We start from the raw sequence: 21,627 nt of genomic DNA, 5'->3' as shown, positions 1-21,627 counted from the left end.
CTTACTCATCAGTGAAAACCGTTCTCTATTGTGTGAGAGGCACCATATGGCCACCACGACCGCTCCCGATCCCTCCCCGGCCGACGCCGCGGACGCCGTCGGGCCCGATGGCACCGCCCGCGCCTCCGGCGCAGGGTCCGACGCCGGTGCCGGGGCTGGTGCCGATACCGCCGTCGGCCCCGGCCCCGCCGGCAGCGGCCCTGACGCCGCCAGGACCAACGCGGCTCCCGGGTCCGACTCCAGTCCCGACGGCGCGGAGTCCGCGGCCGCGGCGAACAAGGAGCGCTCCGCCGCCGGCCAGGCCGCCCTCAAGCGGCTGGGCGCCCCGGTGCGCACCCGCCTGCAGATCGGCCAGGCGCTCGTCGTCGTCTCGGGACTGCTCGCCGTGGCCCCCTACGTCGCCCTCGTGCGCCTGGGCGACATCCTCCTGGCCGCCCACCGCGCCGGCGCGGCCCCGGACGGGCGCCAGGTGCACGACGTCGTCATGTTCCTCGTGGGCGCCTACTCCGGGCGCCTGTTCCTGTACTTCCTGGCGCTGCTCATCACCCACCTGGCCGACCTGACCCTGCGCGACCGGCTGCGCCGCGACATCGTCGCGCGCATCTCCCGCGCCCCGCTGGCCTGGTTCACCGACTCCACCTCCGGGCGCATCCGCAAGGCGGTCCAGGACGACACCAACTCCGTGCACACCGTCATCGCCCACGGGCCCGTCGAGCGGCTCAATGCGATCGTCTCCCCGCTGGCCCTGCTGGCCTGCGCGTTCTGGATCGACTGGCGCCTGGCCCTGCTGGCCGTGGCGACCGTCCCCCTGTACGTGATCACCTACTCCTTCTCCCTGAAGGGCATGAACGCCAAGACCGTGGAGATGGACCGCAAGCTGGCGGACGTGTCCTCCACCATGGTCGAGTTCGTCGCCGGCATCCCCGTGGTCAAGGCCTTCGGGAGGGCGGGCCGCGCCCACGGCGCCTACCTCGCCGCCGCCGACGGCTTCTCCCGCTTCTACCGCGACTGGGCGATGTCGCTCATGACCGTGTCGTGCCTGTCCTACACGTGGGTGTCCATCCCCGTCGTCCTCCTGGTCGACCTCGGCGGCGGCTCCCTGCTCATGCACGCCGGCGTCGTCACCCTGCCGCAGGTCCTGGCCGCCACGCTCATCGCCCTGGTGCTGCCGGGCGCGCTCATCACCATCGTGTCGGTCTCCTGGTCCTACCAGGTCGCCGGCGCCGCCGCCCTGCGCCTGTGCGAGGTCCTCGACACCCCCGTCCTGCCCGCGCCCGCCGCGCCGAAGCGGCCCGACGGCGCCCGCGTCGAGATCGACGCCGTCTCCTTCTCCTACGGGGACAACCTCGCCGTCGACGACGTCTCCCTCGACCTGGAGCCCGGCACCGTCACCGCCCTGCTGGGGCCGTCGGGCTCGGGCAAGTCCACCCTGGCCACCCTCATCGCCCGCTTCGCCGACCCCGACGCCGGGGCGGTGCGCATCGGCGGGGTGGACCTGCGCGACATGGATGAGAAGACCCTGTACTCCACCGTCTCCTTCGTCCTCCAGGACGCCCAGCTGCTGGGCGCCACCGTGCGCGAGAACATCGCCCTGGGCCGGCCCGGGGCCACCGAGGAGCAGGTGCGCGCCGCCGCGCGCGCGGCCCGCATCGACTCCGAGATCATGGCCCTGCCCCACGGCTACGACACCGTCCTGGGGCGGGAGACCGCCCTGTCGGGCGGGCAGGAGCAGCGCATCGCCATCGCCCGGGCGATCCTGCTGGACACCCCGGTCCTGCTCATGGACGAGGCCACCGCCATGGCCGACCCGGAGTCCGAGGCCGAGATCCAGGAGGCGCTGAGCGCCCTGGTGCGCGGGCGCACCGTCCTGGTCATCGCCCACCGGCCCGCCGCCGTGCGCGGCGCCCATCGCATCGCCGTCATGGAGCGGGGCCGCATCGTCGCCTCCGGCACCCACGACGAACTGCTGGGCGAGCCCCACTACCGCGCCCTGCTGCGCCAGTCCGGGCAGTTGGAGGACGACGGCGCCGGGCCCGGGCCCGCGGGGGCGGCGGCCCCGTCGGCGGGGGCGGTGGCGCCGATCGCCGCTCCGCCCGCCGCCGGCGCCGCGCCCGATCGCGCGCAGGGTCGTGGGAAGGGCGCCGTCGGGGAGGATTCCGATGGTGGGATCGCTGGCGGGGATGACCCGGTGCCGGCGCCGACCGGCGCGGAGCGGGCCGAGGCCGGGCGTGCGGGCACCGGCCGGACCCGCCTCTCCCTGCTGGCCCGCTACCACCGGCTCATGACCGAGGACTCCTGGGGGAGGATGGTGCGGGGCCTCGCCCTGGGCGCGTTCAACGGCGCCCTGTCCGGGCTGGCGCTCCTGACCCTCCTGCCCGCCTCCGTGGCCCTGGCCGGCGGCGGGACCTGCTGGGGGCTGGGCTTCGGCGGCTGGCTGGTCGCGCTCGCGGCCTGCGCCGTCGTGTCGACCGTCACCGACTTCCAGGGGCAGCGCACCAGTATGACCGGGGCGCTGGGCTTCATGCACGACGTCCACCACGCCGTCGGCGACAAGATCGCCCGCCTGCCCCTGCGCTGGTTCGACTCCGACACCGCCGGCACCATGTCGCGCGCCGTCAGCCAGGAGATGCTGTCCCTGGGCGAGTCCGCCGCCCACTTCCTGTACAGGATCGCCTCGACGACCGCCGGCTGCGCCGTCATCTGGATCGGCTCGTGGGCCTGGGACTGGCGCCTGGGCCTGTTCCTGACCGTCGGCGCGCCCGCCATGGCCCTCTTCATCGCCCTGGCGCGCCGCCTGGTCGACCGCGGCAAGGCGATCGCCGAGCCGGCCGAGCGCGAGCTGGCCACCCGCGTCGTCGAGCTGGCCCGCTGCCAGGGGGCCCTGCGCTCGTGCCGCGCGGTGGGGCGCTACGGGCGGCTGCGGGCCGCCTTCGACGACGGCGCCCGCGCCGCCGCCCGCGCCCTGTGGTGGGAGACCGGCGGGAACCTCCTGTCGGGCGCCTTCACCCAGGTCGTCGTCGTCGGCATGATCATGCTCACCGCCTCCTTCGCCGTCGCCGGCACCATGGACCCGCTGCCCGCCATCGCCACCATCGGCATGTGCCTGCGCTTCACCACCATGCTCGACGACGTCGGCGCCGCCGTCTTCGGCGTGGAGGAGCGCAGGCAGATGATGAACCACCTCGACGCCGTCATGGACGCCGAGGTCATGGACGAGCCCGCCTCGCGCGCCGAGCTGAGCGAGCCGGGGGCGGTCGAGCTCGACGGCGTCGTCTTCGGCTACCGGACCGGGAAGAGGGTGCTCGACGGCGTGTCGCTGCGCGTGCCCGCGCGCTCCATGTGCGCGATCGTCGGCCCGTCGGGGTCCGGCAAGACGACCATCGCCCGGCTCGTGGCCCGATTCTGGGACGCCGGCTCCGGGACGGTGCGCGTGGGCGGCGCCGACGTGCGCGACATGCCCACGGCCCAGCTCATGGAGCAGCTGTCCATGGTCTTCCAGGACGTCTACCTGTTCGACGACACCCTGGCCGCCAATATCCGGGTCGGGGACCCGCGGGCCGACGACGAGCGGGTGCGCCGGGCCGCCGACCTGGCCGGCGTCACCGAGATCGTCGCCCGGCTGCCCGGCGGCTGGGACGCGCGGGTCGGCGAGGGCGGGCGCGCCCTGTCCGGCGGCGAGCGCCAGCGCGTGTCCATCGCCCGCGCCCTGCTCAAGCGCGCCCCGATCGTCCTGCTCGACGAGGCCACCAGCGCCCTGGACGCGGAGAACGAGGCCAATGTCGTCACCGCCATCGAGGAGCTGCGGCGCGCCTCGACGCTCGTGGTCATCGCCCACAAGCTCGAGACGATCGCCGCCGCCGACCAGGTGGTGGTGCTCGGCGACGACGGGCGCGTGGCCCAGGTGGGCCGGCACGAACAGCTCGTGGAGGTCGACGGCCCCTACCGGGACTTCTGGACCCAGCGCACCCGCGCCCGCGGGTGGGCGCTCGTGTGAGGCGGGCCCCCGCCGCGGCCCCGGCGGGGGCGCTCGTGCGGATAGGCTTGGCGGGACGCGATCCGACGTGCAAGGCTGGCCCTGTCATCAGGAAGGTGGTGCCCCATGACCGTCAACCCCCATCCCGGCGTCGGGAGCTCGGATCCGGAGGTGTTCGCGACCGGGCCGGTCGGCCCCGTACCCCACCATCACGGCGGTGACCTGGTGCGGTGCGGGGTTCCGGGGGCCGGCGAGTTCCGGGCGCTGTGGGTCGACGAGACGACCCTGGCGTGGCCGGGCGGCCTGTTCCCCCGCGGCGCGGGCGCGGGCGGCGTGTGCTTCTCCCTGGTGTGCTCCCCGGACGGGTCCGCCCGTCTGGAGGACGGGGTGGTGCACCTGGGGGACCACGGCTTCGAGGTGCCTCTGCGCGTGGTCGACGGGTTCGACGAGGAACTGGTGGAGGCCCGCCCGTGGCTGGCGGACTACGTGGGGCTGAGCGTCGTCGACGAGTGGGGCGCCGCGCATCTGGAGCGCGCGGACGTGGAGGTGCTGGTGCGGGGGCAGGTGGTCGTGGTTCAGCGCGCGGGCGGGGTCGGCGGCTGGGTGAGCGGCTTCACCGGGGTGCAGGTGTGGCCGGTGGTGGATCGCCTGTGGGGCCGGGCGGCGTCGGTTCGCGACGGGTCGGCGCCGCTGGGCGCGGACTTCGTGGACGGCGCTCCGCGCTTCGCGCTGTGGGCGCCGACGGCGCTGTCGGTGGTGCTGCTGGCGTGGGACACGGGGGACGCGTCGGGGTCGGCGGGCCTGGTCGAGGGGGAGCCGGTGCGCCTTGCGGCGGTGAGGCGCCGGGACGGCCGGTGGGAGGTGGATGCGGACCGGTGCGCGGGCGCGGGCGTGGGCGCGGGCGCGCAGTACCTGTGGGAGGTGGAGGTGTTCGCGGCGTCGTCGGGGCGGGTGGAGGTCAATCGGGTGACCGACCCCTACAGCGCGGCGCTGACGGTGGACTCCCGGCGCTCGGTGGCGGTGGATCCGGGTCTGCGGGAGCTGAAGCCGGCGTCGTGGTGCGAGAACCTGAGTCCGGTGGTGGAGTGCGACGCGGGACGCGTGATCTACGAGCTGCACGTGCGGGAGTTCTCGGTGGCGGACGGCAGCGTCGAGGAGGATCTGCGGGGGACGTACGGGGCGTTCGCGGCGGACTCGGCGGGGGCGGGGCATCTGCGCGAGCTGGTGCGCGCCGGCGTCGATACGGTGCAGCTGCTGCCGGTGTTCGATTTCGCGTCGGTCCCCGAGGAGCGGTCGCGCCAGCGGACGGCGCGGGTCCCGGCGGGGGCGTGGGGGGCCTCGCGCGCCCCCCAGGCGGCGGTGTCGGCGGTGGCGGGCGCGGACGCCTACAGCTGGGGGCGCGACCCGTGGCACTGGATGGCGCCGGAGGGGTCGTATGCGCGCGAGGGCCATCAGGACGGGGGCGCTCGCGTGCGGGAGGTGCGGGCCATGGTGGGGGCGCTGCACGGCATGGGCGTGCAGGTGCTCGTCGATCAGGTGTTCGGCCGGGTGGCGGCCTGGGGGCAGGAGCGGGGCTCGGTGCTGGACCGGGTGGTGCCGGGCTACTACCACCGCCTCGACGAGGCGGGCGCGGTGGTGGAATCGGGCGGATGGCGCGGCGGGGTGGACACGGGCCGGGCGATGGGCGAACGGCTCATGATCGACGCGTGCGTGGCGTGGGTGCGCGATTACCGGGTGGACGGGCTGCGCCTGGACCTGATGGGGTGCCACGGCGTGGAGACGATGGCGCGTCTTCGCCGGGCGCTGGACGAGGTCTGCGAGGACGCCGTGGGGCACCGGGTCTACCTGTACGGCCAGGGGTGGGACGCGCCGGGCGCATGCGGACCGGACCCGAACCGGGCCCGTCAGGGGCGCCTGGGCGCCCTGGGGATCGGGGCCCTGAACGACCGGGTGCGCGACGGGGTCAACGGCGGCGGCTTCGCCCAGGTCGACCCGCGCACCGGCCAGGGCCTGGGCAACGGGGAGCTGACCGACCCCAACGAGCTGGAGTCGCGCGATCAGGGCGAGGTGCGCGCGGACCTGGCGTGGCGCAGCGACCTGGTGCGCCTGTCGCTGGCGGGCAATGTGCGGGACATGGAGATCCTGGCCTCCGACGGGCGGTGGCTGCGCGGAGACGAGGTGGGCTACGGGAGCTCCCCGGCGGCCTACGGCGACCAGCCGGCCGACTCGGTGGCCTACGTGTCCTCCTACGAGGGCGAGACGCTGTTCGACCGCCTGACCTACAAGCTGCCGGCATCGACGCCCATGGCGGACCGGGTGCGCATGAACACGGTGTGCCTGGCGATGGTGGCCCTGGGGCAGTCCCCGTGCCTGTGGGCGGGGGGCAGCGAGCTGCTGCGCAGCAAGTCGCTGGACGCCTGCTCGTGCGACTCGGGCGACCACTTCAACGCCATCGACTGGAGCGGACGGACCAACGGGTGGGGCCGGGGCCTGCCCCCGGCGGGGCGCAACTTCGACCGGTGGGTCATCCAGGCCGGCCTGCTGGCCCGCCCGGACCTGACCCCCTCGCCGTCGGACATCGCCTCCGCCCGCGCCCAGGCCCTGGACCTGCTGCGGGCGCGCCGCTCCACACCGCTGCTGTGCCTGGGGCGGACGGACCTGGTGCGCGAGCGGGTGAGCTTCCCGGTGTGCGGCCCGAGCGCCCAGCCCGGAGTGATCATCATGGTCGTCGACGACGGCGCCGGGGAGGGCGATATCGACCCGGCGCTCGACGGGGTGCTGGTGGTGATCAACGCCACGCCCCGCGAAGTCACCCAACGACTCGACACGCAGGTGGGCCGCCTGTTCACCCTGTGCGACGCACAGGCCCAGGGCGCCGACCCGATCGTCAAGGCCACCCGCTTCGATCCCACCACCGGCACCGTGACGGTCCCCGCCCGCACCGCGGCCGTCCTCATCGAGCACTGACCCCGCCCGCGCCCCGCCGCCCCTTCCGCCGGCTTCGGCGAGAAGGGGCGGGGCTACGACTTGGTGTTGGGCATGAGGTAGTGGGGGCCGATGAACCCGACATGGATCTTGCCGGTGTTCCCGTGGGTGTCGTCGTAGAAGTAGATGCGCGGGGCGAGGTCGCTGCCGCCCTCGGCGACCTTGAGGTGGCTGTACATGTAGGTCTTGCCGGTGCGATCGACGTCGGTTGAGACCGGCAGCAGCCTGCGGTTATTGAACTTGGGCGTATTCTGAACGGTTTCGCTCTCGCTCATGGACAGCTTCTTGTCAGTGGCGGGCCAGCTCTCCGGGAATCCGGCGTCGCACCACTCCCAGAAACCGCCCTGGAAATGGTCCTCCGTGCGGTGCCTCGCATAAGCGGCCAGGGAGCGCAGCCCCCTCCACGCGGTATTCCCCCAGACAACGGCCTGGGGTGCCGTCGCGAGCCGGTCGAGTCCGCGTTTCGCCTTATCCGGGAGGCGCAAATAGTCCGTCAAATAGAACTGCGCGGCCAATACCGCCTCCTCGATGTCCTGCACGGTATCGGGCAGGCCCGTCCCGGGGTCGTCCTTGGCGCCCCAGTACAGGTGGGCCATTCCGGCCCTTTCGAGCTCCTCGCGCAGGCGGGCCAGGTGCCCCTGGAGCCGATTCACCTCATTGTCGCGCTCCTCGAGCTCATCGCCGAGGGCGTCGACCTGGGACAGCGCGTCGGACAGGTCGGCCTCGAGGGCCGGCACCCGGTCGGGCGCCGCACCGGCGTCGGCCGCGCCCGGGGAGGAGAAGAGCGCGAGCGCCGGGGGCGCGGGCAGTCGCACCGACAGCGCGGCGGCGCCCGCCACGACCCGGTCGACCCCGGCCTCCGGCGAGGTCCGGAAGCGGTCGGGCGGGAAGCACCTGTGCCTCAGGCCGTTGGAACCCGGGTCGAGCGGCGCCTGGGAGTAGATGCGCACGCCCCCGTCCCAGACGGCGAGGCCCCCGAACCGCCGGCGGAACGCCCCGGCGGCCGAGCGGTCCAGGGTGAAGACGTTGGCGAACCCGAGGGTGCGCTCCGCGATCCGGTGAGCGCGCTCGAGCCAGGCGTCGCCGCCGCGATCCGACTGGGTGCACACGATCACCGGCAGGAGCCGGCCGGGCAGCCGCAGCACCTCGTCGATGAGGATGGGGACGGCGCCGGCGGGCACGGGCTCCGGCGCGCCCAGGAGCGGCAGCGCGCCCAGGCGCGGCTGACCCGGTATTGCGAGGAGATCGTCGACGACGCGGGGGCGCTCGATCCTGACGGGCCGGGTTGGATCGGAGGTCTCCATCCGGTTCTCCGCCATGACATCGACGCGCCCGTCGTCGCCCGCGACCCTGACGACGAGCGTCCACCTGGTGGTCGTTCCGGCGTGCGTCATCCTGTCCCGGACAATGCCCTCGACGCCGTTGAGGGCCCGGACGTCGTCGGACACCGGGCGCAGGCTCACCGTCCGCTCCCGGTCGGCCATGGGGATGAGGCTCTCCCCGTCCGGAAGATCGGTGCGGGCCCCGCCGGTGGCCCAGGCGGTCAAGCGCGTCCTCGCATCGGATAAGTACCGGACGACGCCGTCGGTCGGCCGGTCGTGCCACTGGATGCGTGACAGCACGCTCATGGAAGTCCTTCTCGAGTCGGGCGGTGACGATCCTCGGATTTTCTCACGACGAGCATTGATCCGCCTTGTCACCCACCATTGTTTCCTGTGCCGGTCCGGTTCGACCCGGCTTCTCCGACGCGCCGCGAAGGCGCCCGGCGGGCGCGGGCGATCGGCCCCGAGGTCCGGCGGCTCCCCGAAGAGCGCCCGTTCCAGCGGTCCGCCCGCGGTCACCGGTTCGGCCCTCTGCTGCGGTCACCATATTGTCGTCGGGCGCCGCGGGCGCGTTATGTTCGCTCTTGGCGTCGGCGGTGCACCGCCCCGTGCTCCGTGCGCCGCGGGCAAAGGCGTCCGCGCTCTTTTCGGTTGCCCGGCGGAGCTGAACGCGCGGGGAGGTTCCGCTCAGCCCTCGCGGCCGTCTCCGGGCGCCGCCGGGCGCCCCGGGGCGGGGCGGCATCGGTCCCGCCCGGCGATCGGCGCGCGCCCCGCACCCGGTTTGCGGCCCGGCGCAGTTCGCCCCGCCCCGGCCGCACCCGGCGGCCGGACCCCGTTCGGCCGCAGACGGCGGGGCGAACGCGGAAGTGGCCGCAATCGGGGCGCACGGGCGGCGCCGTTTGTCCAAATCTGTTGCAAAGGCGCTCCGCGCCGGAATCGGCCGCGAGAAGAAGCGCGGAATATCAACGATTCTTCTCATGCGCTCCGGCTCGATCCGGGCCTTTGCAACAGATTCGGACACGATCCCGCCCCGGATCGTCCCAGGAGCCCCACCCGCACCACCGCGACCCCGCCGCGGACCGATGCACCCGGGCAATAGGTCGCGACACCCTACTAGGGTGGCGGTATGAGCCCCGATCGGACCGACCTGCCCGCCGCTTGCAACGTCGTCATCAAGGGGGTGCGCGAGGATCCCTCGCCCGACGACGGCCGGCGCGTCCTGGTCGACCGGCTGTGGCCGCGCGGGGTGAGCCGGGAGCGCGCGGCGCTGGACGAGTGGGCGAAGAACGCCACGCCGTCGACAGCGCTGCGCCGGGCCTTCCACTCCGGCGACCTGGACTGGGAGCGGTTCGTCCCCGCCTACCGCGCCGAACTGGAGGAGCCGGCCGCTCGCGAGGCGGTGGAGGGCCTGCGCGCCGAGGCGCTGAGCGGGCGGGTGACCCTGCTGATCGCCGGGCACGACCACGTCCGCACCCACGCCCGGGTGCTGCGCGAGGCCGTCCTCGGCGTCGACGACCCCGACCTGCCCCGCTGAGACCGGCGGATTCGGCGGGAGGGCCCCGACCCGCGGGAAGGGGCGCGGGTCGGAGTGCGAGCCGGCCCGCCGCGCCGCTGCCGCGCCCGCCGCCGCACCTGCCGCCGCTTCCGTCCGCCTACTGCTCCCGCTCCTCGCCGCGCCGCCGGCGCAGGCCCTCCCAGTGGGCCAGGCGCTCGCGGATGCGGCGCTCGTAGCCGTTGGCGGTCGGGGTGTAGAAGGGCTCGCGCGCGCTCCGCGGCGGGTAGCCGTCGGGGAAGTAGTCGGCGCCGGAGAAGCCGTCGGCGGCGTCCGGGTCGTACTCGTAGCCCTCGCCGTAGCCGAGCTCCTTCATCAGGCGCGTGGGCGCATTGAGGATGTGCGCGGGCGGGGCGAGCGAGCCCGTGCGGCGCGCCGCCTCCCGCGCCCGGCCGAGCCCCCGGTAGAGCGCGACCGACTTGGGCGCCGTGGCCAGGTGGACCACCGCCTGGGCGATGGCGAGCTCGCCCTCCGGCGAGCCCAGCCGCTCGTAGGCCTCCCAGGCGGCCAGCGCCGTCTGCAGCGCGGAGGGGTCGGCCATCCCCACGTCCTCGCTGGCGAAGCGCACGAGCCGCCGCGCCACGTAGCGCGGATCCTCCCCTCCGACCAGCATGCGCGCCAGCCAGTACAGGGCGGCGTCGGGGTCGGAGCCGCGCATGGACTTGTGCAGGGCGGAGATGAGGTTGTAGTGCTCCTCGCCGGACTTGTCGTACAGGGGCGCGCGCGAGGCGACGACGGCGGTCAGCCCCTCGGCGTCCAGGCGCGGCCCGCCATCGGCGGTCCCGACGCGCGCCCAGCCCAGGACCTGCTCGACCATGCCCAGCAGGTAGCGGCCGTCGCCGTCGGCCATGGCGACCAGCGCGGCGCGGGCGTCCCCGGTCAGGGGCAGCTCCCGCCCGGTGAGCGCCTCGACGCGCTCCAGCAGCTCGGCCAGGGCGGTCTCGTCCAGGCGGCGCAGGACCAGGACCTGGCAGCGCGACAGCAGGGCGCCGTTCAGCTCGAAGCTCGGGTTCTCCGTCGTCGCCCCCACCAGGACGACCGTCCCGTCCTCGACGTAGGGCAGGAAGGAGTCCTGCTGGGCGCGGTTGAACCGGTGGATCTCGTCGACGAACAGCAGCGTTCCCCGCCCGATCTGGCGGCGGCGGGCCGCGGCGGCGAAGACCCGGCGCAGGTCCGTCACCCCGGAGAAGGTCGCGCTGACCTGCTCGAAGGCCAGGCCGGTGCGGTCGGCCAGCAGCCGGGCGATGGTCGTCTTGCCGCAGCCGGGCGGGCCCCACAGGACGATGGAGGACAGGCGGCCGGAGGCGACCATGCGGCCCAGCGGCGCCTCTGGCGCCAGCAGGTGGTCCTGGCCGACGACCTCGGTCAGCTCGCGCGGGCGCAGGCGGTCCGCCAGCGGGCGCGTCGGATCGACGACGCCGCCGCCGTCCTCCGCCGCGGCGTCGAAGAGGGAGGGGGCGTCCTGCGGGCTCATGCGCCCAGGTTACGGCCGGGGCCCGCCCGTCCCGCCCGGGCCGCCAGGCCGTCCGGCTTGCTCTGCTCACTCATGGGGTCAATCGCCCGGCGCCTCCCGCCCCGCCCAGGCGGCCAGGCCGGCGGGGCCGGCCACCTCGTCCAGGGCCGTCTCGACGGCGCCCACCAGCGCGGCGTCGGCCCCCAGCTCGCCGACGGCGATGCGCGGCCGGTCCTCGCGCAGGCACCGCATGAGGCCGCCGGTCAGGGCCTCCTCGAAGGCCTCGGGGCAGTGGGAGCGCAGGAGCGGCCCGAGTCCGCCGAGGGTGACGACGTCGGGGTCGGTGACGTTGATCAGCCCGGCCAGGCCCCGCCCCAGGCTCGCGGCCGCGGCGACGAGCGCGGGGCGGCGGGCGGGCCCGCCCCGGGCGATGGCCGCCTCGAGGGCCGGGACCGAGTCGTCGTCGGCCCCCAGCCGCCCGGCCAGCGCCCTGGCGCCCAGGACGGTGTCCCAGCAGCCCCGCGCCCCGCAGCCGCACAGCGCCCGCGGGTCGCCCAGGGGGAGGTGGCCGATCTCCATGGCCAGGCCGGTCGCCCCCAGCACGGGCGCGCCGTCGAGGACGAGGCCGCCGCCGACGCCGGCGAGCACGGTCAGGTGCAGGGCGGAGCGGGCCCCGCGCGAGGCGCCGCGGCGGGACTCGGCCAGGGCCTCGCAGGTGGCGTCGTTGGCGACGAGGAGGGCGGCCCCCGGAGCCCTCAGGGGGGCGAGGCTCACCCGGTCCCAGTCCAGGACGGAGGACTGCACGACACTCCCGTCGCGGACGGTGGCGGCCGCGGCGACCGACACGGCCCGCACCCTGCCCGCGCGGGCGCCCGCCTCGGCCGTGACGGCCCGGCGGATGGGGGCGAGCACGTCTGCGGGGCCGCGGCCGCGGTGGGGGGCGCGGGCCACGACCGTCAGGCGGCCGTCGAGGCCGGCGCTCACCATTCGCCAGCCGGTGGCGGTGATCTCGACGGCGATAACGAGCGGGCCCCGGGGGTGCGCGGCGAGCGCCGACGTGGGGCGCCCGCGGCCGTGGGGGACCGGCTCCCCCTCGGTCAGGACGGCGGCCCGGCGCATCCTGGTGACGAGGTCGGCGGCCGTGCCGGTGGAGATCCCCAGCTCCCGGACGACTTGCGCCCGGGTGATGCCGGGGGACCGGCGCACCAGGGCGCAGACGTCGGCCGCCAGGGCCCAGCGGAGCTGCTCGGCGGTGCTGCGCCGTCGCGAGGCGGAGGGGCGGGGGGCGGGGCGCCGCGCCGCGGAGGATTGCGGCGCGGATCGTTGCGCCGCGGGGGGTTGCGCCGTGCGTCGTCGCGCCATGGGGTTCTCGGGCTCCTCGTCTGTTCCTGATCGTCCCTCGTCGGGCGGGGCGCCCGCCGGGCGGGCCCCTCGTCCATCTTCGCCCATGGCGGGTCTAGCAATTTGATCGGATCGCGAGTTTAATAGGTGCATGATCTCCGCCGCAGCCCTCCTCGCCCACTGCCGCGCCGTTCTGCTCGACATGGACGGCACCCTGGTGAACTCCCACGCCGCCGTCGAGGCCACCTGGAGGGCCTGGGCCCGCGACAACGGCCTGGATCCGGCGACCGTCCTGGCGGTGTGCCACGGCCCGGACGCCGCCACCACCGTGCGGCGCTTCCTGCCAGACATCGGGGCGGAAGAGCTGGCCCGCCACGTCGCCGCCCACCTGGAGCGCGAGTGCGCGCTCGCCGACGGCGTGCTCCCCGCCCCCGGCGCCCCGGAGCTGGTGGCCTGGCTGAACGAGCGGTCCCTGCCCTGGGGCGTGGTCACCAACGCGCACCTGCGCCTGGCCCGCGCCCGGCTGGGGGCCGCCGGGATCGAGGCGCCGGTCATCATCTCCTTCGACGACGTCGAGCACGGCAAGCCCCACCCGCAGGGGTACCTGCTGGGGGCGCGGCGCCTGGGGGTCGAGCCCGGCCGGACGGCCGGGGTGGAGGACTCCGCCCCCGGTCTGGCGGCGGCGCGGGCCGCGGGGACGCTCGTCGTGGCGGTGGGCGGGTCCCGGGACGGCGACGTCGTGTGCCGCGACCTGCACGAACTGCGCCGGCTCCTGATCGCGGCGGCGGACCGGCTGCCATGAGGATCGCGCACGCCGATACGGCGCTCGCGGGCCGCTGCCGGACGCCCCGCCGCACTCGGCCCGAGACCCGCTGAGGCGAGGAGCGCGCACGCGCGCCGCCGACTCGAACCGCCCGACCCGGCCCTCCCGCGATCGCCGACGGCGCCCCGCGCTACCGCCGGGCCAGGCGCGAGATGACGGCCACCAGGCGCGTGCGGCCACGATCCTGGGCGAGCGCGGTGAAGCCGTGGTGGGTGTAGAAGGCGGCGGCCGCGTCGTCGATGGCGTCCACGACGAGCAGTCGTGCCGCCACGAGCCCGCTGGCCCGGTCGGCCGTTGCGACGGCGTGCGCCAGGAGCGCGCCGCCGACGCCCTGTCCGCGCAGTGAACGGTCGATGGCGAGGCGGGCCAGGAGGAAGGCGGGCAGCACGGCCGGCTGCCCGCGGCCCAGCCGGCGCGGCAGGTCGTCCGTCACGATCGCCGTCGATGCCAGCGAGTAGTAGCCCAGGATGGTCCCGCTGGCGCCGGTCCCGGGCGCCGGCACGAGAACCTGGGTGGCCGCGGTGCGGCGGCGCTGGGAGGCCCAGGCGAATTCCGCCAGCCATCGATCGAGCTCAGGATGACCGCAGCGGAAGGCTCCGGCGTCGTCGTCCTGCCGCAGCGGACGCACGCGCAGCGAGTGCGGCTCAATGCTCACAGCCCGAGTTCCTCGGCGCGCGCGCGGGCGCGCACCATTGCGGGAACCGGGGGCGCGTCGGACTCGATCGCGGCCACAAGCGCGTCGAAGACCTCGCCCGACACCTTGATCGATCGGGCGAGGTCGGTGCGGGCGGCGTCGCGGGCGGCCGTGCGCACGTACTCCGTGACGGTCCGGCCGGTCAGGCCGGCGGCCTCCTCGATCTCCGCCTTCTCCGCGGCGGGCAGCCGCAATTCCAGACGCGCCGTGGATGTTCCCATGGCATGACACTACCTCATACGGCACATCGCCGTACATGTCGGGGCGGCCGCGGCGGAAGGACCCGGCGTCGTCGTCCCGTCGCGGCGGACGCGCGCGGCGAGTCACGCGCGGCGAGCACGGCCCGGCGCTCGCGACCCGGGCTCCCCGGCGCCGGGCTTGCGCTCCGTCCAAAAAATAGATATCATTTTGCTATATCCGGTCCTCCCGGGCGGCGACCACCGCCCGGCGCCGGCGACACCGAGGAGGCCCGCGCGCGCCGCCGGCTCGGGCGCGGCCTTCCTCGCCCTGATCCTCTACCTGGCCCTCATCATCGGGGCCATCGCCGCAATCGCCAGGGTCGCCACTGACGCCTTCGACAGGGGCGAGCCGGCGGCGGTGACTCTCGCCGTCGGCGCGTCGGCGGTCGTCGTGCTCACCCTGCTGCTCATGTTCACCAGCCTGGTCGTCGTCGTTCCCGGCCAGACCAGCGTCCGCCAGTTCTTCGGCCGCTACATCGGCACCGTGCGGCGCCCGGGGATCGCGCTCGTCCCGCCGCTGACCAACGGCAAGAGGGTCTCCGTCAAGGTCCACAACTTCGAGACCAGCGAGATCAAGGTCAACGACCTGGACGGCAACCCGATCGATATCGCCGCCATCGTCGTGTGGCAGGTGGCCGACACCGCCCGCGCCGTCTTCGCCGTCGAGGCCTACGAGGAGTTCATCAAGACCCAGGCCGAGTCCGCGCTGCGCCACGTGGCCACCATCCACCCCTACGACGAGCCCGGCCCGGGCGAGACCTCCCTGCGCGGGGGCACCGACCTCGTCTCGGCCGAACTGGCCGCCGAGGTCGCCGCCCGCGTCGCACTGGCCGGCCTGGAGATCGTCGAGGTGCGCATCTCCTCGCTCGCCTACGCCCCCGAGATCGCCCAGGCCATGCTCCAGCGCCAGCAGGCCGGCGCCGTCATCGCCGCCCGCGAGCAGATCGTCGAGGGCGCCGTCACCATGGTCGACCAGGCCCTCAAGCGCCTGGAGACCGACGACATCGTCACCATGGACGACGAGCGCCGCGCCCAGATGGTCTCCAACCTCCTGGTGGTGCTGTGCTCCGACCAGCGCACCCAGCCCGTGGTCAACACCGGCTCCCTGTACGCGTGAGGCCCCGCGACGCAGACGCGCCGCCCCACGAGCCGGGTCCATCGGCTCCCCGTGCTCACAAGGCCCCGGCGCACGTGAGGAACGCCGATGGCGGATAGTCGGCGCAAGCAGGTCCTGCTGAGACTGGACCCCGCCGTCCACGCGGCCATCGCCAAGTGGGCGGCGGACGACCTGCGCTCGGTCAACGCCCAGATCGAGATCATCCTGCGCCGCGCGCTCGACGACGCCGGACGCGGCGTCAGGGCCGCCCCCTTGCGAGGGCGCGGGCGGCCGCGCAAGGATTCCGGGCAGTCGCGCGAGGAGGAGTGACGACGGCGCTCATGACCCCGCGAACGGGCCGCGGGCCGGGGCGGGGGGCCATCGGACTGCGGTGAGCCCCGACCCGGCCGGGCCCGCGTCTCCCGGATCGACCAGACCGGGACCCGCCCGGGCTCACCTGCGCGTGGCGGTGATGTAGACGTTGATGAGGATCATGGCGGCGACCACGGAGAAGATCCAGCGGATCAGACCGAGGCTGATCGTGACGGCGACGCCGATCAGGCCCGCGAGCCAGGCGCCGAGGACCGCTCCGACGGCGCCCAGGACGATGGTCCACAGGATCGAGATCCGCTGGTCCCCCTTGAGGAAGAGGCGGGCGAGGGCGCCGACGACGGCGCCGACGACGACCATTGCAATGAGCTGATCGAGCATGGGGTGCGCTCCTTCGAGGTGCGGTGGTGCGATGGTGCGGTGGCGGGGTGCTCCGCGCCGCGGCGCCGCCCGTCGGGCCCGGCGATCGCGCCCCCGCAGGGTACCAGGGTTCAGGTGTAGCGCCGTCGGGCCAGAAAACTCCCGATCAGCCAGCCGGCCATGAGGATCGCGAAGGCCCACAGGAAGGACAGATCGGCCAGGCCGAAGGCCTGGAAGAGTCCGACGATCAGGAGGATCGGGGTCCCGATGACGAATCCGAGGGCGAGGGACTCGACCATGACCTTGCGGGCGAGCTCGTCGACCTCCTGGAAGAACTGCCCGACCGCGCGCACCATGAGCACGACTGACGGGAGCACTAGGAGCGCGCACGCCATGTTCCACGGCGGGGCGACGGCGCGCCCGGCGGACAGGGCGACGGGAAGCAGGACGCAGTAGGCCGCCATTGCCACGGAGAATCGGATGAGGTAGCGGCGGGTGGAGGGCTCCATATCCAGATCCTATCCATCGGTTATCGGTTCCACGGGCGCCCCTTCACGCCAGCGCTGCGAGCAGCAGCGGGAGCCCGAGCCCGAGCAGGTCGAGCAGCCAGTGCCCGACGGCCAGCGGCATCACCCGCCTGCGCCACAGGAACAGCCCGGCGAACACGAGCCCGGCCAGGAAGGTGCGCACGATGCCGAAGACCATCGCCCGGGGATCAAAGGGGGCGAAGGCGATGTGCTGGACGGCGAAGAAGGCGGAGGCGGCGATCACGGCCCTGGCCTGCCCCAGGACCCCGGCCAGGCGGGGCTGGAGGTAGCCGCGGTAGAGCGCCTCCTCGGCCAGCCCGATGGTCACCGGCATGATCGTGACGCTTACCAGGGCGATCCACAGGGGCACCGACTGGTGCGCCGCCGTCGGCATCGGCCCCCGATAGGCGACCAGGCCGGCGATGAAGGAGGCGGGGAACCAGGCGAGCACGACGATGAGCCCGCAGAGCAGGCCCCAGGCGAGGTCGCCTCCCCGCACGGGCCGCAGCAGGTCGGCCAGCCCTCTTCCCTCGGCGCGCAGGAGGCGGTGGACCAGGAGGAGCGTGACGACGTCGATCGGGATGATGAGGACGTTCATCCACAGCAGCGGGCGGCCCGCCGCCGCGAGCGCGGCGCCGAGGGCGATGAGGAGGCCGGGGCGCACCCACATGGCCGTGGCGAGCCGGGACCAGGGGGTGGATGCGACGGGGGTCGCGGCGTCGGCGAGGGGCGCCCGGACGGAGGCTGCGGATACTGGATCAGGGGAGTTGCTCATGCGCGAAATGTATAGCGTCCTTGACATGGATGTCAAGAGTCCTTCACATTTCGGATCGGCGTCCACAGCCCCGGGCCGGGGTCTTGCGGGCGCCGACGCCTCGCGCCCGGCGCCGCGCCGGCCGGCTCTCAGCGCCCGGAGCGCCGGCACGTCAGGGCCTGCGGCCGGGGCGCGGCATTGGCCCGGCTCTCAGCGCCCGGAGCGCCGGCGCGCCCGCGCCCCTCCGCGGCCCCCGGGCTCGACGGCGCGAACGCCCCGATCGCCCCGGACGGAGCTCCCGCCCCGGCCAGGGTTCACGCCCCGACCGGCGCGATCCCCCCGCCGACCGGCGGGCCTCCCGGAGCCGGCGCCCCGCCCCGTGGACCCGCCCCGGCGGGACCGGCCGGAGTCCCGACCGGGAGCCGCGCCCCCGGAGCCGGAGCCCCGGCCGCGGTTCCCGGAGCCCCGGCCGGGAACGGCGCCCCGGCCGCCCTGCGCCCGGGGCAGCCCGCCCCTGACGGCCACGCCCTGCGGCATGTCCTCCAGGGCGACGACGTCGGCGACCCGCCCGACGAGCGCGGACACGGCGTCGTCGTCGGGCCTCACCGGCTCGATGCCCGCCCTGATCCCGGCCTTCTTGAGCAGGGCCCGCACATCGCCCCTCTGCTCGGGCAGCACGAGGGTGACGACGGTCCCGGCGGCCCCGGCCCGGGCCGTGCGGCCCGACCGGTGCAGGTAGGCCTTGTGCTCGGCCGGCGGGTCGACGTGCACGACCAGCTCCACGTCGGAGACGTCGATGCCGCGGGCGGCGATGTCGGTGGCGACCATGACGCGCACGGCCCCGGAGGAGAAGGCCCGCATGGCGCGCTCGCGGGCGTTCTGGCTCATATTGCCCTGCAGCTCGACGGCGGGGACGCCGTCCTGGGTGAGGCGGCGCGCCAGCCGGCGGGCCAGGTGCTTGGTGCGCGTGAACAGGATGCGCCGGCCGGTCCCGGAGGCCAGGCGCCGCACGACGCCGTCCTTGGCGGCCTTGTCCGCCACCGCCCACACGCGGTGGTCCATGGCGGTCACGGGGGACGTCGAGGGGTCGATCGCGTGGTGGAGCGGGTCGTGGAGGAACTCCTCGACGAGCCGGTCCACGCCGTTGTCCAGGGTGGCGGAGAAGAGCATGCGCTGGCCGCGGGCGGGGGTGGCGCGCAGGATGCGGCGCACGGCGGGCAGGAAGCCGAGGTCGGCCATGTGGTCGGCCTCGTCCAGGACGGTGACGGACACCTCGTCGAGGTCGACCAGGCCCTGCCCCATGAGGTCGAGCAGGCGCCCGGGGCAGGCGACGACGACGTCGACGCCGGCGGCCAGGGCCTTCTCCTGGGGCTTCTGGGACACGCCGCCGAAGACGGTGGTCACGCTCAGCGAGACGGCGTCGGCCAGGGGCCCGATGGTCTGGGCGATCTGGCCGGCGAGCTCGCGGGTGGGGGCCAGGACCAGGCCGATGGGGTGGCCGGGGCGGGCCATGTCCTCCTCGGCCAGGCGCTGGACCAGGGGCAGGGCGAAGGCGAGGGTCTTGCCGGACCCGGTGCGCCCGCGGCCCAGCACGTCGCGCCCGGCGAGGGTGTCGGGCAGGGTCGCGCTCTGGATGGGGAAGGGGGCGGTGAAGCCGCGGGCGCCGAGGTCGGCGACGAGGTCGGGATCCACGCCCAGGGAGGCGAAGGTCGGCGGCGGGGCCGTGGAAGCGGCGGTGGCCGTCGGGGCGGCGGGGGCGCAGGCCCCGCGGGCGGGGGCGTCCGGGGCCGTCCCGGCGGTGCGGCGGGTCGGAGCCGGAGCCCGGCGGGAGGCGCCCGGGCCGCCGGCGGATCCGGATGTCGCGGGGCGGTGGGTCTTGCGGGTGGTGGGCACGGAAAGTCCTGTCGATCGGGACCGTCGCGCGCGCCGTCGGCGGTGCCGCAGGCGGGCGCGACGGTGCGTGGGGTGCCGGCGTTCGGGGCTCGACGGCGCAGCGGCGTCGAGCGGACGCGCGCACCGGAGCCGGGGCACCAGCCGGGCCGCGGCGGGTCGCCGGGCCGGGGCACAGCATCCCAGATCCGCCGTCGTCCCGCCGTGACCGGCGCCTCGCACGGCGGGGCGGACCGTGTGAGGCCGGTCAAGCGGGGCGGGCGCGGTCCGAGGTGGGCGCCGACGGTCCGGCCGCCGGGAACGGCCCCGGGCCGCCGGAGCCCGGTCCCGGCCCCGGCCGCCGGCGGATGAGTGTGGGCGACGGGGCCGCCGGCCCCGGTCCTCGCCGGAGATACCGGACAATCGGTACGATAAGTGAACGTGCGACGATGACGTCACGAGGAGCGGATCATGAAGCAGCCCGTTGAGCATCTCGTGCTCATGGGGGTCGCCGGATGCGGGAAGACCACCGCCGCGATCAATCTCCACAACGCCCTGGGACGGCCCGTCGCCGAGGCGGACGACTTCCACCCCGAGGCCAATATCGCCAAGATGAGCCGGGGAGCGCCCCTGACCGACGAGGACCGCCGGCCGTGGCTGGAGTCGCTGCGCGCCTGGATGAGCGAGCAGGCGGACCGCGGGACGAGGACCATCGTCACCTGCTCCGCCCTCAAGCGCTCCTACCGGGACCTGCTGGCCGGCGCGCACGGGCGCGTCTTCTTCATCCACCTGGTCGCCGACGAGGCCGCCCTGCACGAGCGCATGGGGCGCCGTGAGGGGCACTTCATGCCCCCCGCCCTCCTGCCCTCGCAGTTCGCCGACCTCGAGCCCCTGGCCGACGACGAGGACGGCGTCACCGTGATCTCCCGCCCCACCCCCGAGCAGACCCTCGAGGCGATCCTCGCCGCCCTCGAGACCGATCCCGCCGCCCCTGACCGATCCCCCGACCACCGGCAGCCCTCCCCCACGCGGAGAATGGCAGGCCGCCGTCCCGGTGCTGCCGGCGGGCTGGTTCGTCGCCGTCGCGGGGCGCCTGGCCACCGGCTCGGCACCGCAGTCCTCGCCGGCGCCTCCGACACCGCCAACGCCGCCGCTGACGAGCCCGACGCCGACGCCGGAGCCTGACCGGCCGGTTCGCCGAGCGGCGCCCGCGCCGTCGCCCCCCGCCCCCGCCTGGGCCTCTCGCACCGCCCTCCGCCCGCGCCGTCGCCCCCCGCCCGGACCTCTCGCACCGCCCTCATGGGCTTCATGGGAACGGCTCCTCGCACCCCGGGCTCCACAGGAACCCGTCGTGCGGGGGCGCGAACCATCCGCCCACATCTCCGACCCGCAGGAGTCCGCAAAGGAGAAGAATCCGTGCGTGCACGGTGACTCGGCCGTCCTGGGCCCCGTCCCTGGTGGCGGCGTAATCCGTGCGCGCACGGTGACTCGGCGCACGCCGGAGACAGGAGGAGTCTGATGAATGACGAGTACTGGGGCGAACCCGGGTGGAGCCCCGACGGCGATGTGGACGACGCCGGAGGCGTCCCCGAGTCCCGCGGGGGACTCGGGGGATCGGGGCTCAGGCCGATCACGAACGGGATCCGCCCCGCGGACAAGCCGACGACCCTGTCCCAAGTGGTGGCTGCGAACGTGCGGCTGGAGGCCGCTCGGGTCGGAGTCACGCAGGCGGGCCTGGCGCGGCTGCTCCACACATCCCGGTCGGCCGTGTCCCTGAGGTACATGGGCAGGGTGCAGTGGCGCATCGACGAGTTGGAGCGCGTCGCCTGGTACCTCAACCTGCCGGTGACCGATCTGTTCAAACAACCGCGGCGCACGAGCTCCTATTTCTGAAGCGCGGGCGAGTCCCCGAACGACGGCGGTGCTGCGATTGCCACGCGCGGGGCTCCCGCGCCGCCACCGACGGGCCTCTCGGCGATGATGTCGCGATTCCCGCGCGGCTCCCGCCCGACGGCGCCGCCGGGGGCGGGCCCCGGACTCCGACTCCCCGACGGAACCAGACGACCGGGCGCCCCCGGGGAGGGGCAAGGCCCCACCGACGCCGTCGGGGCCGTCGCCCCGTGCTGGCAGCCCCCGCGGCCTCCCGCCCGACGGCGCCCCCCGGGGGAGTCGAATTCGTCATGTCACCTGAGCTGGAATTGTGCGAGGTGGGCTCACGCGAATCACGCCGGGGTGGATTCTGTCGCGCCGGGCTCGCATGGCGCGAGCCGGGGTGGATTCTGTCGCGCTGAGCTCGCATTACGTAAGCC

At 74.8% G+C, this 21,627-nt stretch carries 16 protein-coding genes and 1 pseudogene; 8 read left to right on the top strand and 9 right to left on the bottom strand.

The window, feature by feature from the left end; genetic code table 11:
- Positions 1-46: 46 nt before the first annotated feature.
- Entirely contained in the window at positions 47-3,994 is a 3,948-nt protein-coding gene (locus tag G446_RS19340) for an ABC transporter ATP-binding protein (protein ID WP_245574661.1), read from the top strand.
- Positions 3,995-4,099: 105 nt separating this feature from the next.
- Positions 4,100-6,940, top strand: coding sequence for an alpha-1,6-glucosidase domain-containing protein (locus tag G446_RS21340; RefSeq protein WP_026409984.1), 2,841 nt, complete (start codon positions 4,100-4,102; stop codon positions 6,938-6,940).
- Positions 6,941-6,993: 53 nt separating this feature from the next.
- On the opposite strand, the gene G446_RS17215 is transcribed toward G446_RS21340, so the two are convergent.
- Positions 6,994-8,586, bottom strand: coding sequence for a hypothetical protein (locus G446_RS17215; RefSeq protein ID WP_051285889.1), 1,593 nt, complete (start codon positions 8,584-8,586; stop codon positions 6,994-6,996).
- Positions 8,587-9,406: 820 nt separating this feature from the next.
- On the opposite strand from G446_RS17215, the gene G446_RS0109625 reads away from it, so the two are divergent.
- Positions 9,407-9,814 carry a DUF488 domain-containing protein gene (locus G446_RS0109625; protein WP_211228283.1) on the top strand — a complete coding sequence of 136 codons (408 nt, stop codon included), beginning with the start codon at positions 9,407-9,409 and terminating at the stop codon, positions 9,812-9,814.
- A gap of 118 nt (positions 9,815-9,932) precedes the next feature.
- Here G446_RS0109625 and G446_RS0109620 read toward each other — a convergent pair whose 3' ends face one another.
- The gene (locus G446_RS0109620; protein WP_026409982.1) at positions 9,933-11,306 is read right to left on the bottom strand and encodes a replication-associated recombination protein A; all 1,374 of its coding nucleotides are present in this window, start codon (positions 11,304-11,306) and stop codon (positions 9,933-9,935) included.
- 78 nt (positions 11,307-11,384) lie between these two features.
- Entirely contained in the window at positions 11,385-12,647 is a 1,263-nt protein-coding gene (locus G446_RS17210) for an ROK family protein (protein ID WP_084779144.1), read from the bottom strand.
- 130 nt (positions 12,648-12,777) lie between these two features.
- Here G446_RS17210 and G446_RS0109610 point away from each other — a divergent pair, with 130 nt between their 5' ends.
- Positions 12,778-13,428: an HAD-IA family hydrolase gene (locus G446_RS0109610; protein WP_084779143.1), complete on the top strand. Its 651-nt coding sequence runs from the start codon at positions 12,778-12,780 to the stop codon at positions 13,426-13,428.
- A gap of 151 nt (positions 13,429-13,579) precedes the next feature.
- Here the strand turns inward: G446_RS0109610 and G446_RS17205 are convergent, their stop codons facing one another.
- A complete protein-coding gene (locus tag G446_RS17205) occupies positions 13,580-14,104 on the bottom strand; it encodes a GNAT family N-acetyltransferase (RefSeq protein WP_034469974.1) in 525 nt (174 codons plus the stop codon).
- Positions 14,101-14,364, bottom strand: coding sequence for a type II toxin-antitoxin system TacA family antitoxin (locus tag G446_RS0109600; RefSeq protein ID WP_026409980.1), 264 nt, complete (start codon positions 14,362-14,364; stop codon positions 14,101-14,103). The genes G446_RS17205 and G446_RS0109600 overlap by 4 nt, the downstream gene beginning before the upstream one ends.
- Before the next feature lie 187 nt (positions 14,365-14,551).
- On the opposite strand from G446_RS0109600, the gene G446_RS0109595 reads away from it, so the two are divergent.
- Both G446_RS0109595 and G446_RS0109590 read left to right on the top strand, forming a co-directional pair.
- Entirely contained in the window at positions 14,552-15,499 is a 948-nt protein-coding gene (locus G446_RS0109595; protein WP_026409979.1) for an SPFH domain-containing protein, read from the top strand.
- 87 nt (positions 15,500-15,586) lie between these two features.
- Positions 15,587-15,808 (top strand): type II toxin-antitoxin system antitoxin, encoded by a 222-nt coding sequence (locus G446_RS0109590; protein ID WP_026409978.1) that lies wholly within the window; start codon positions 15,587-15,589, stop codon positions 15,806-15,808.
- A gap of 123 nt (positions 15,809-15,931) precedes the next feature.
- On the opposite strand, the gene G446_RS0109585 is transcribed toward G446_RS0109590, so the two are convergent.
- The 4 genes from G446_RS0109585 to G446_RS17200 all read right to left on the bottom strand — a co-directional run bounded on the left by G446_RS0109585 (position 15,932) and on the right by G446_RS17200 (position 19,342).
- Positions 15,932-16,189, bottom strand: a complete 258-nt coding sequence (locus G446_RS0109585; RefSeq protein ID WP_026409977.1) for a GlsB/YeaQ/YmgE family stress response membrane protein — start codon at positions 16,187-16,189, stop codon at positions 15,932-15,934.
- A 110-nt stretch (positions 16,190-16,299) separates the two neighbouring features.
- On the bottom strand, positions 16,300-16,677 hold the full coding sequence (locus G446_RS0109580) for a hypothetical protein (RefSeq protein WP_026409976.1): 378 nt from the start codon (positions 16,675-16,677) through the stop codon (positions 16,300-16,302).
- 43 nt (positions 16,678-16,720) lie between these two features.
- Positions 16,721-17,470, bottom strand: coding sequence for a CPBP family intramembrane glutamic endopeptidase (locus tag G446_RS0109575; RefSeq protein ID WP_026409975.1), 750 nt, complete (start codon positions 17,468-17,470; stop codon positions 16,721-16,723).
- Positions 17,471-17,659: 189 nt separating this feature from the next.
- Complete coding sequence (locus tag G446_RS17200; RefSeq protein ID WP_245574660.1) at positions 17,660-19,342, bottom strand: DEAD/DEAH box helicase; 1,683 nt, start codon at positions 19,340-19,342, stop codon at positions 17,660-17,662.
- 447 nt (positions 19,343-19,789) lie between these two features.
- Here G446_RS17200 and G446_RS17195 point away from each other — a divergent pair.
- Positions 19,790-20,293: pseudogene (locus G446_RS17195) on the top strand (gluconokinase); the annotation flags it as partial.
- A 543-nt stretch (positions 20,294-20,836) separates the two neighbouring features.
- Entirely contained in the window at positions 20,837-21,211 is a 375-nt protein-coding gene (locus tag G446_RS18830) for a helix-turn-helix domain-containing protein (protein ID WP_051285888.1), read from the top strand.
- Positions 21,212-21,627 lie beyond the last annotated feature (416 nt).

The sequence above is a fragment of the Actinomyces dentalis DSM 19115 genome (assembly GCF_000429225.1).
Taxonomy (GTDB): domain Bacteria; phylum Actinomycetota; class Actinomycetes; order Actinomycetales; family Actinomycetaceae; genus Actinomyces; species Actinomyces dentalis.
The sequence above is the reverse complement of the archived record's forward strand: the minus strand, read 5'-3'. Positions and strand labels throughout refer to the sequence as shown.

Coding starts and splice junctions, on each gene's coding strand:
- G446_RS17210 (WP_084779144.1), bottom strand. CDS start 12,647: ATGGCGCGACGACGCACGGCGCAACCCCCCGCGGCGCAACGATCCGCG.
- G446_RS0109585 (WP_026409977.1), bottom strand. CDS start 16,189: ATGCTCGATCAGCTCATTGCAATGGTCGTCGTCGGCGCCGTCGTCGGC.
- G446_RS0109620 (WP_026409982.1), bottom strand. CDS start 11,306: ATGAGCCCGCAGGACGCCCCCTCCCTCTTCGACGCCGCGGCGGAGGAC.
- G446_RS18830 (WP_051285888.1), top strand. CDS start 20,837: ATGAATGACGAGTACTGGGGCGAACCCGGGTGGAGCCCCGACGGCGAT.
- G446_RS17215 (WP_051285889.1), bottom strand. CDS start 8,586: ATGAGCGTGCTGTCACGCATCCAGTGGCACGACCGGCCGACCGACGGC.
- G446_RS19340 (WP_245574661.1), top strand. CDS start 47: ATGGCCACCACGACCGCTCCCGATCCCTCCCCGGCCGACGCCGCGGAC.
- G446_RS21340 (WP_026409984.1), top strand. CDS start 4,100: ATGACCGTCAACCCCCATCCCGGCGTCGGGAGCTCGGATCCGGAGGTG.
- G446_RS0109610 (WP_084779143.1), top strand. CDS start 12,778: ATGATCTCCGCCGCAGCCCTCCTCGCCCACTGCCGCGCCGTTCTGCTC.
- G446_RS0109625 (WP_211228283.1), top strand. CDS start 9,407: ATGAGCCCCGATCGGACCGACCTGCCCGCCGCTTGCAACGTCGTCATC.
- G446_RS0109600 (WP_026409980.1), bottom strand. CDS start 14,364: ATGGGAACATCCACGGCGCGTCTGGAATTGCGGCTGCCCGCCGCGGAG.
- G446_RS0109590 (WP_026409978.1), top strand. CDS start 15,587: ATGGCGGATAGTCGGCGCAAGCAGGTCCTGCTGAGACTGGACCCCGCC.
- G446_RS0109575 (WP_026409975.1), bottom strand. CDS start 17,470: ATGAGCAACTCCCCTGATCCAGTATCCGCAGCCTCCGTCCGGGCGCCC.
- G446_RS0109580 (WP_026409976.1), bottom strand. CDS start 16,677: ATGGAGCCCTCCACCCGCCGCTACCTCATCCGATTCTCCGTGGCAATG.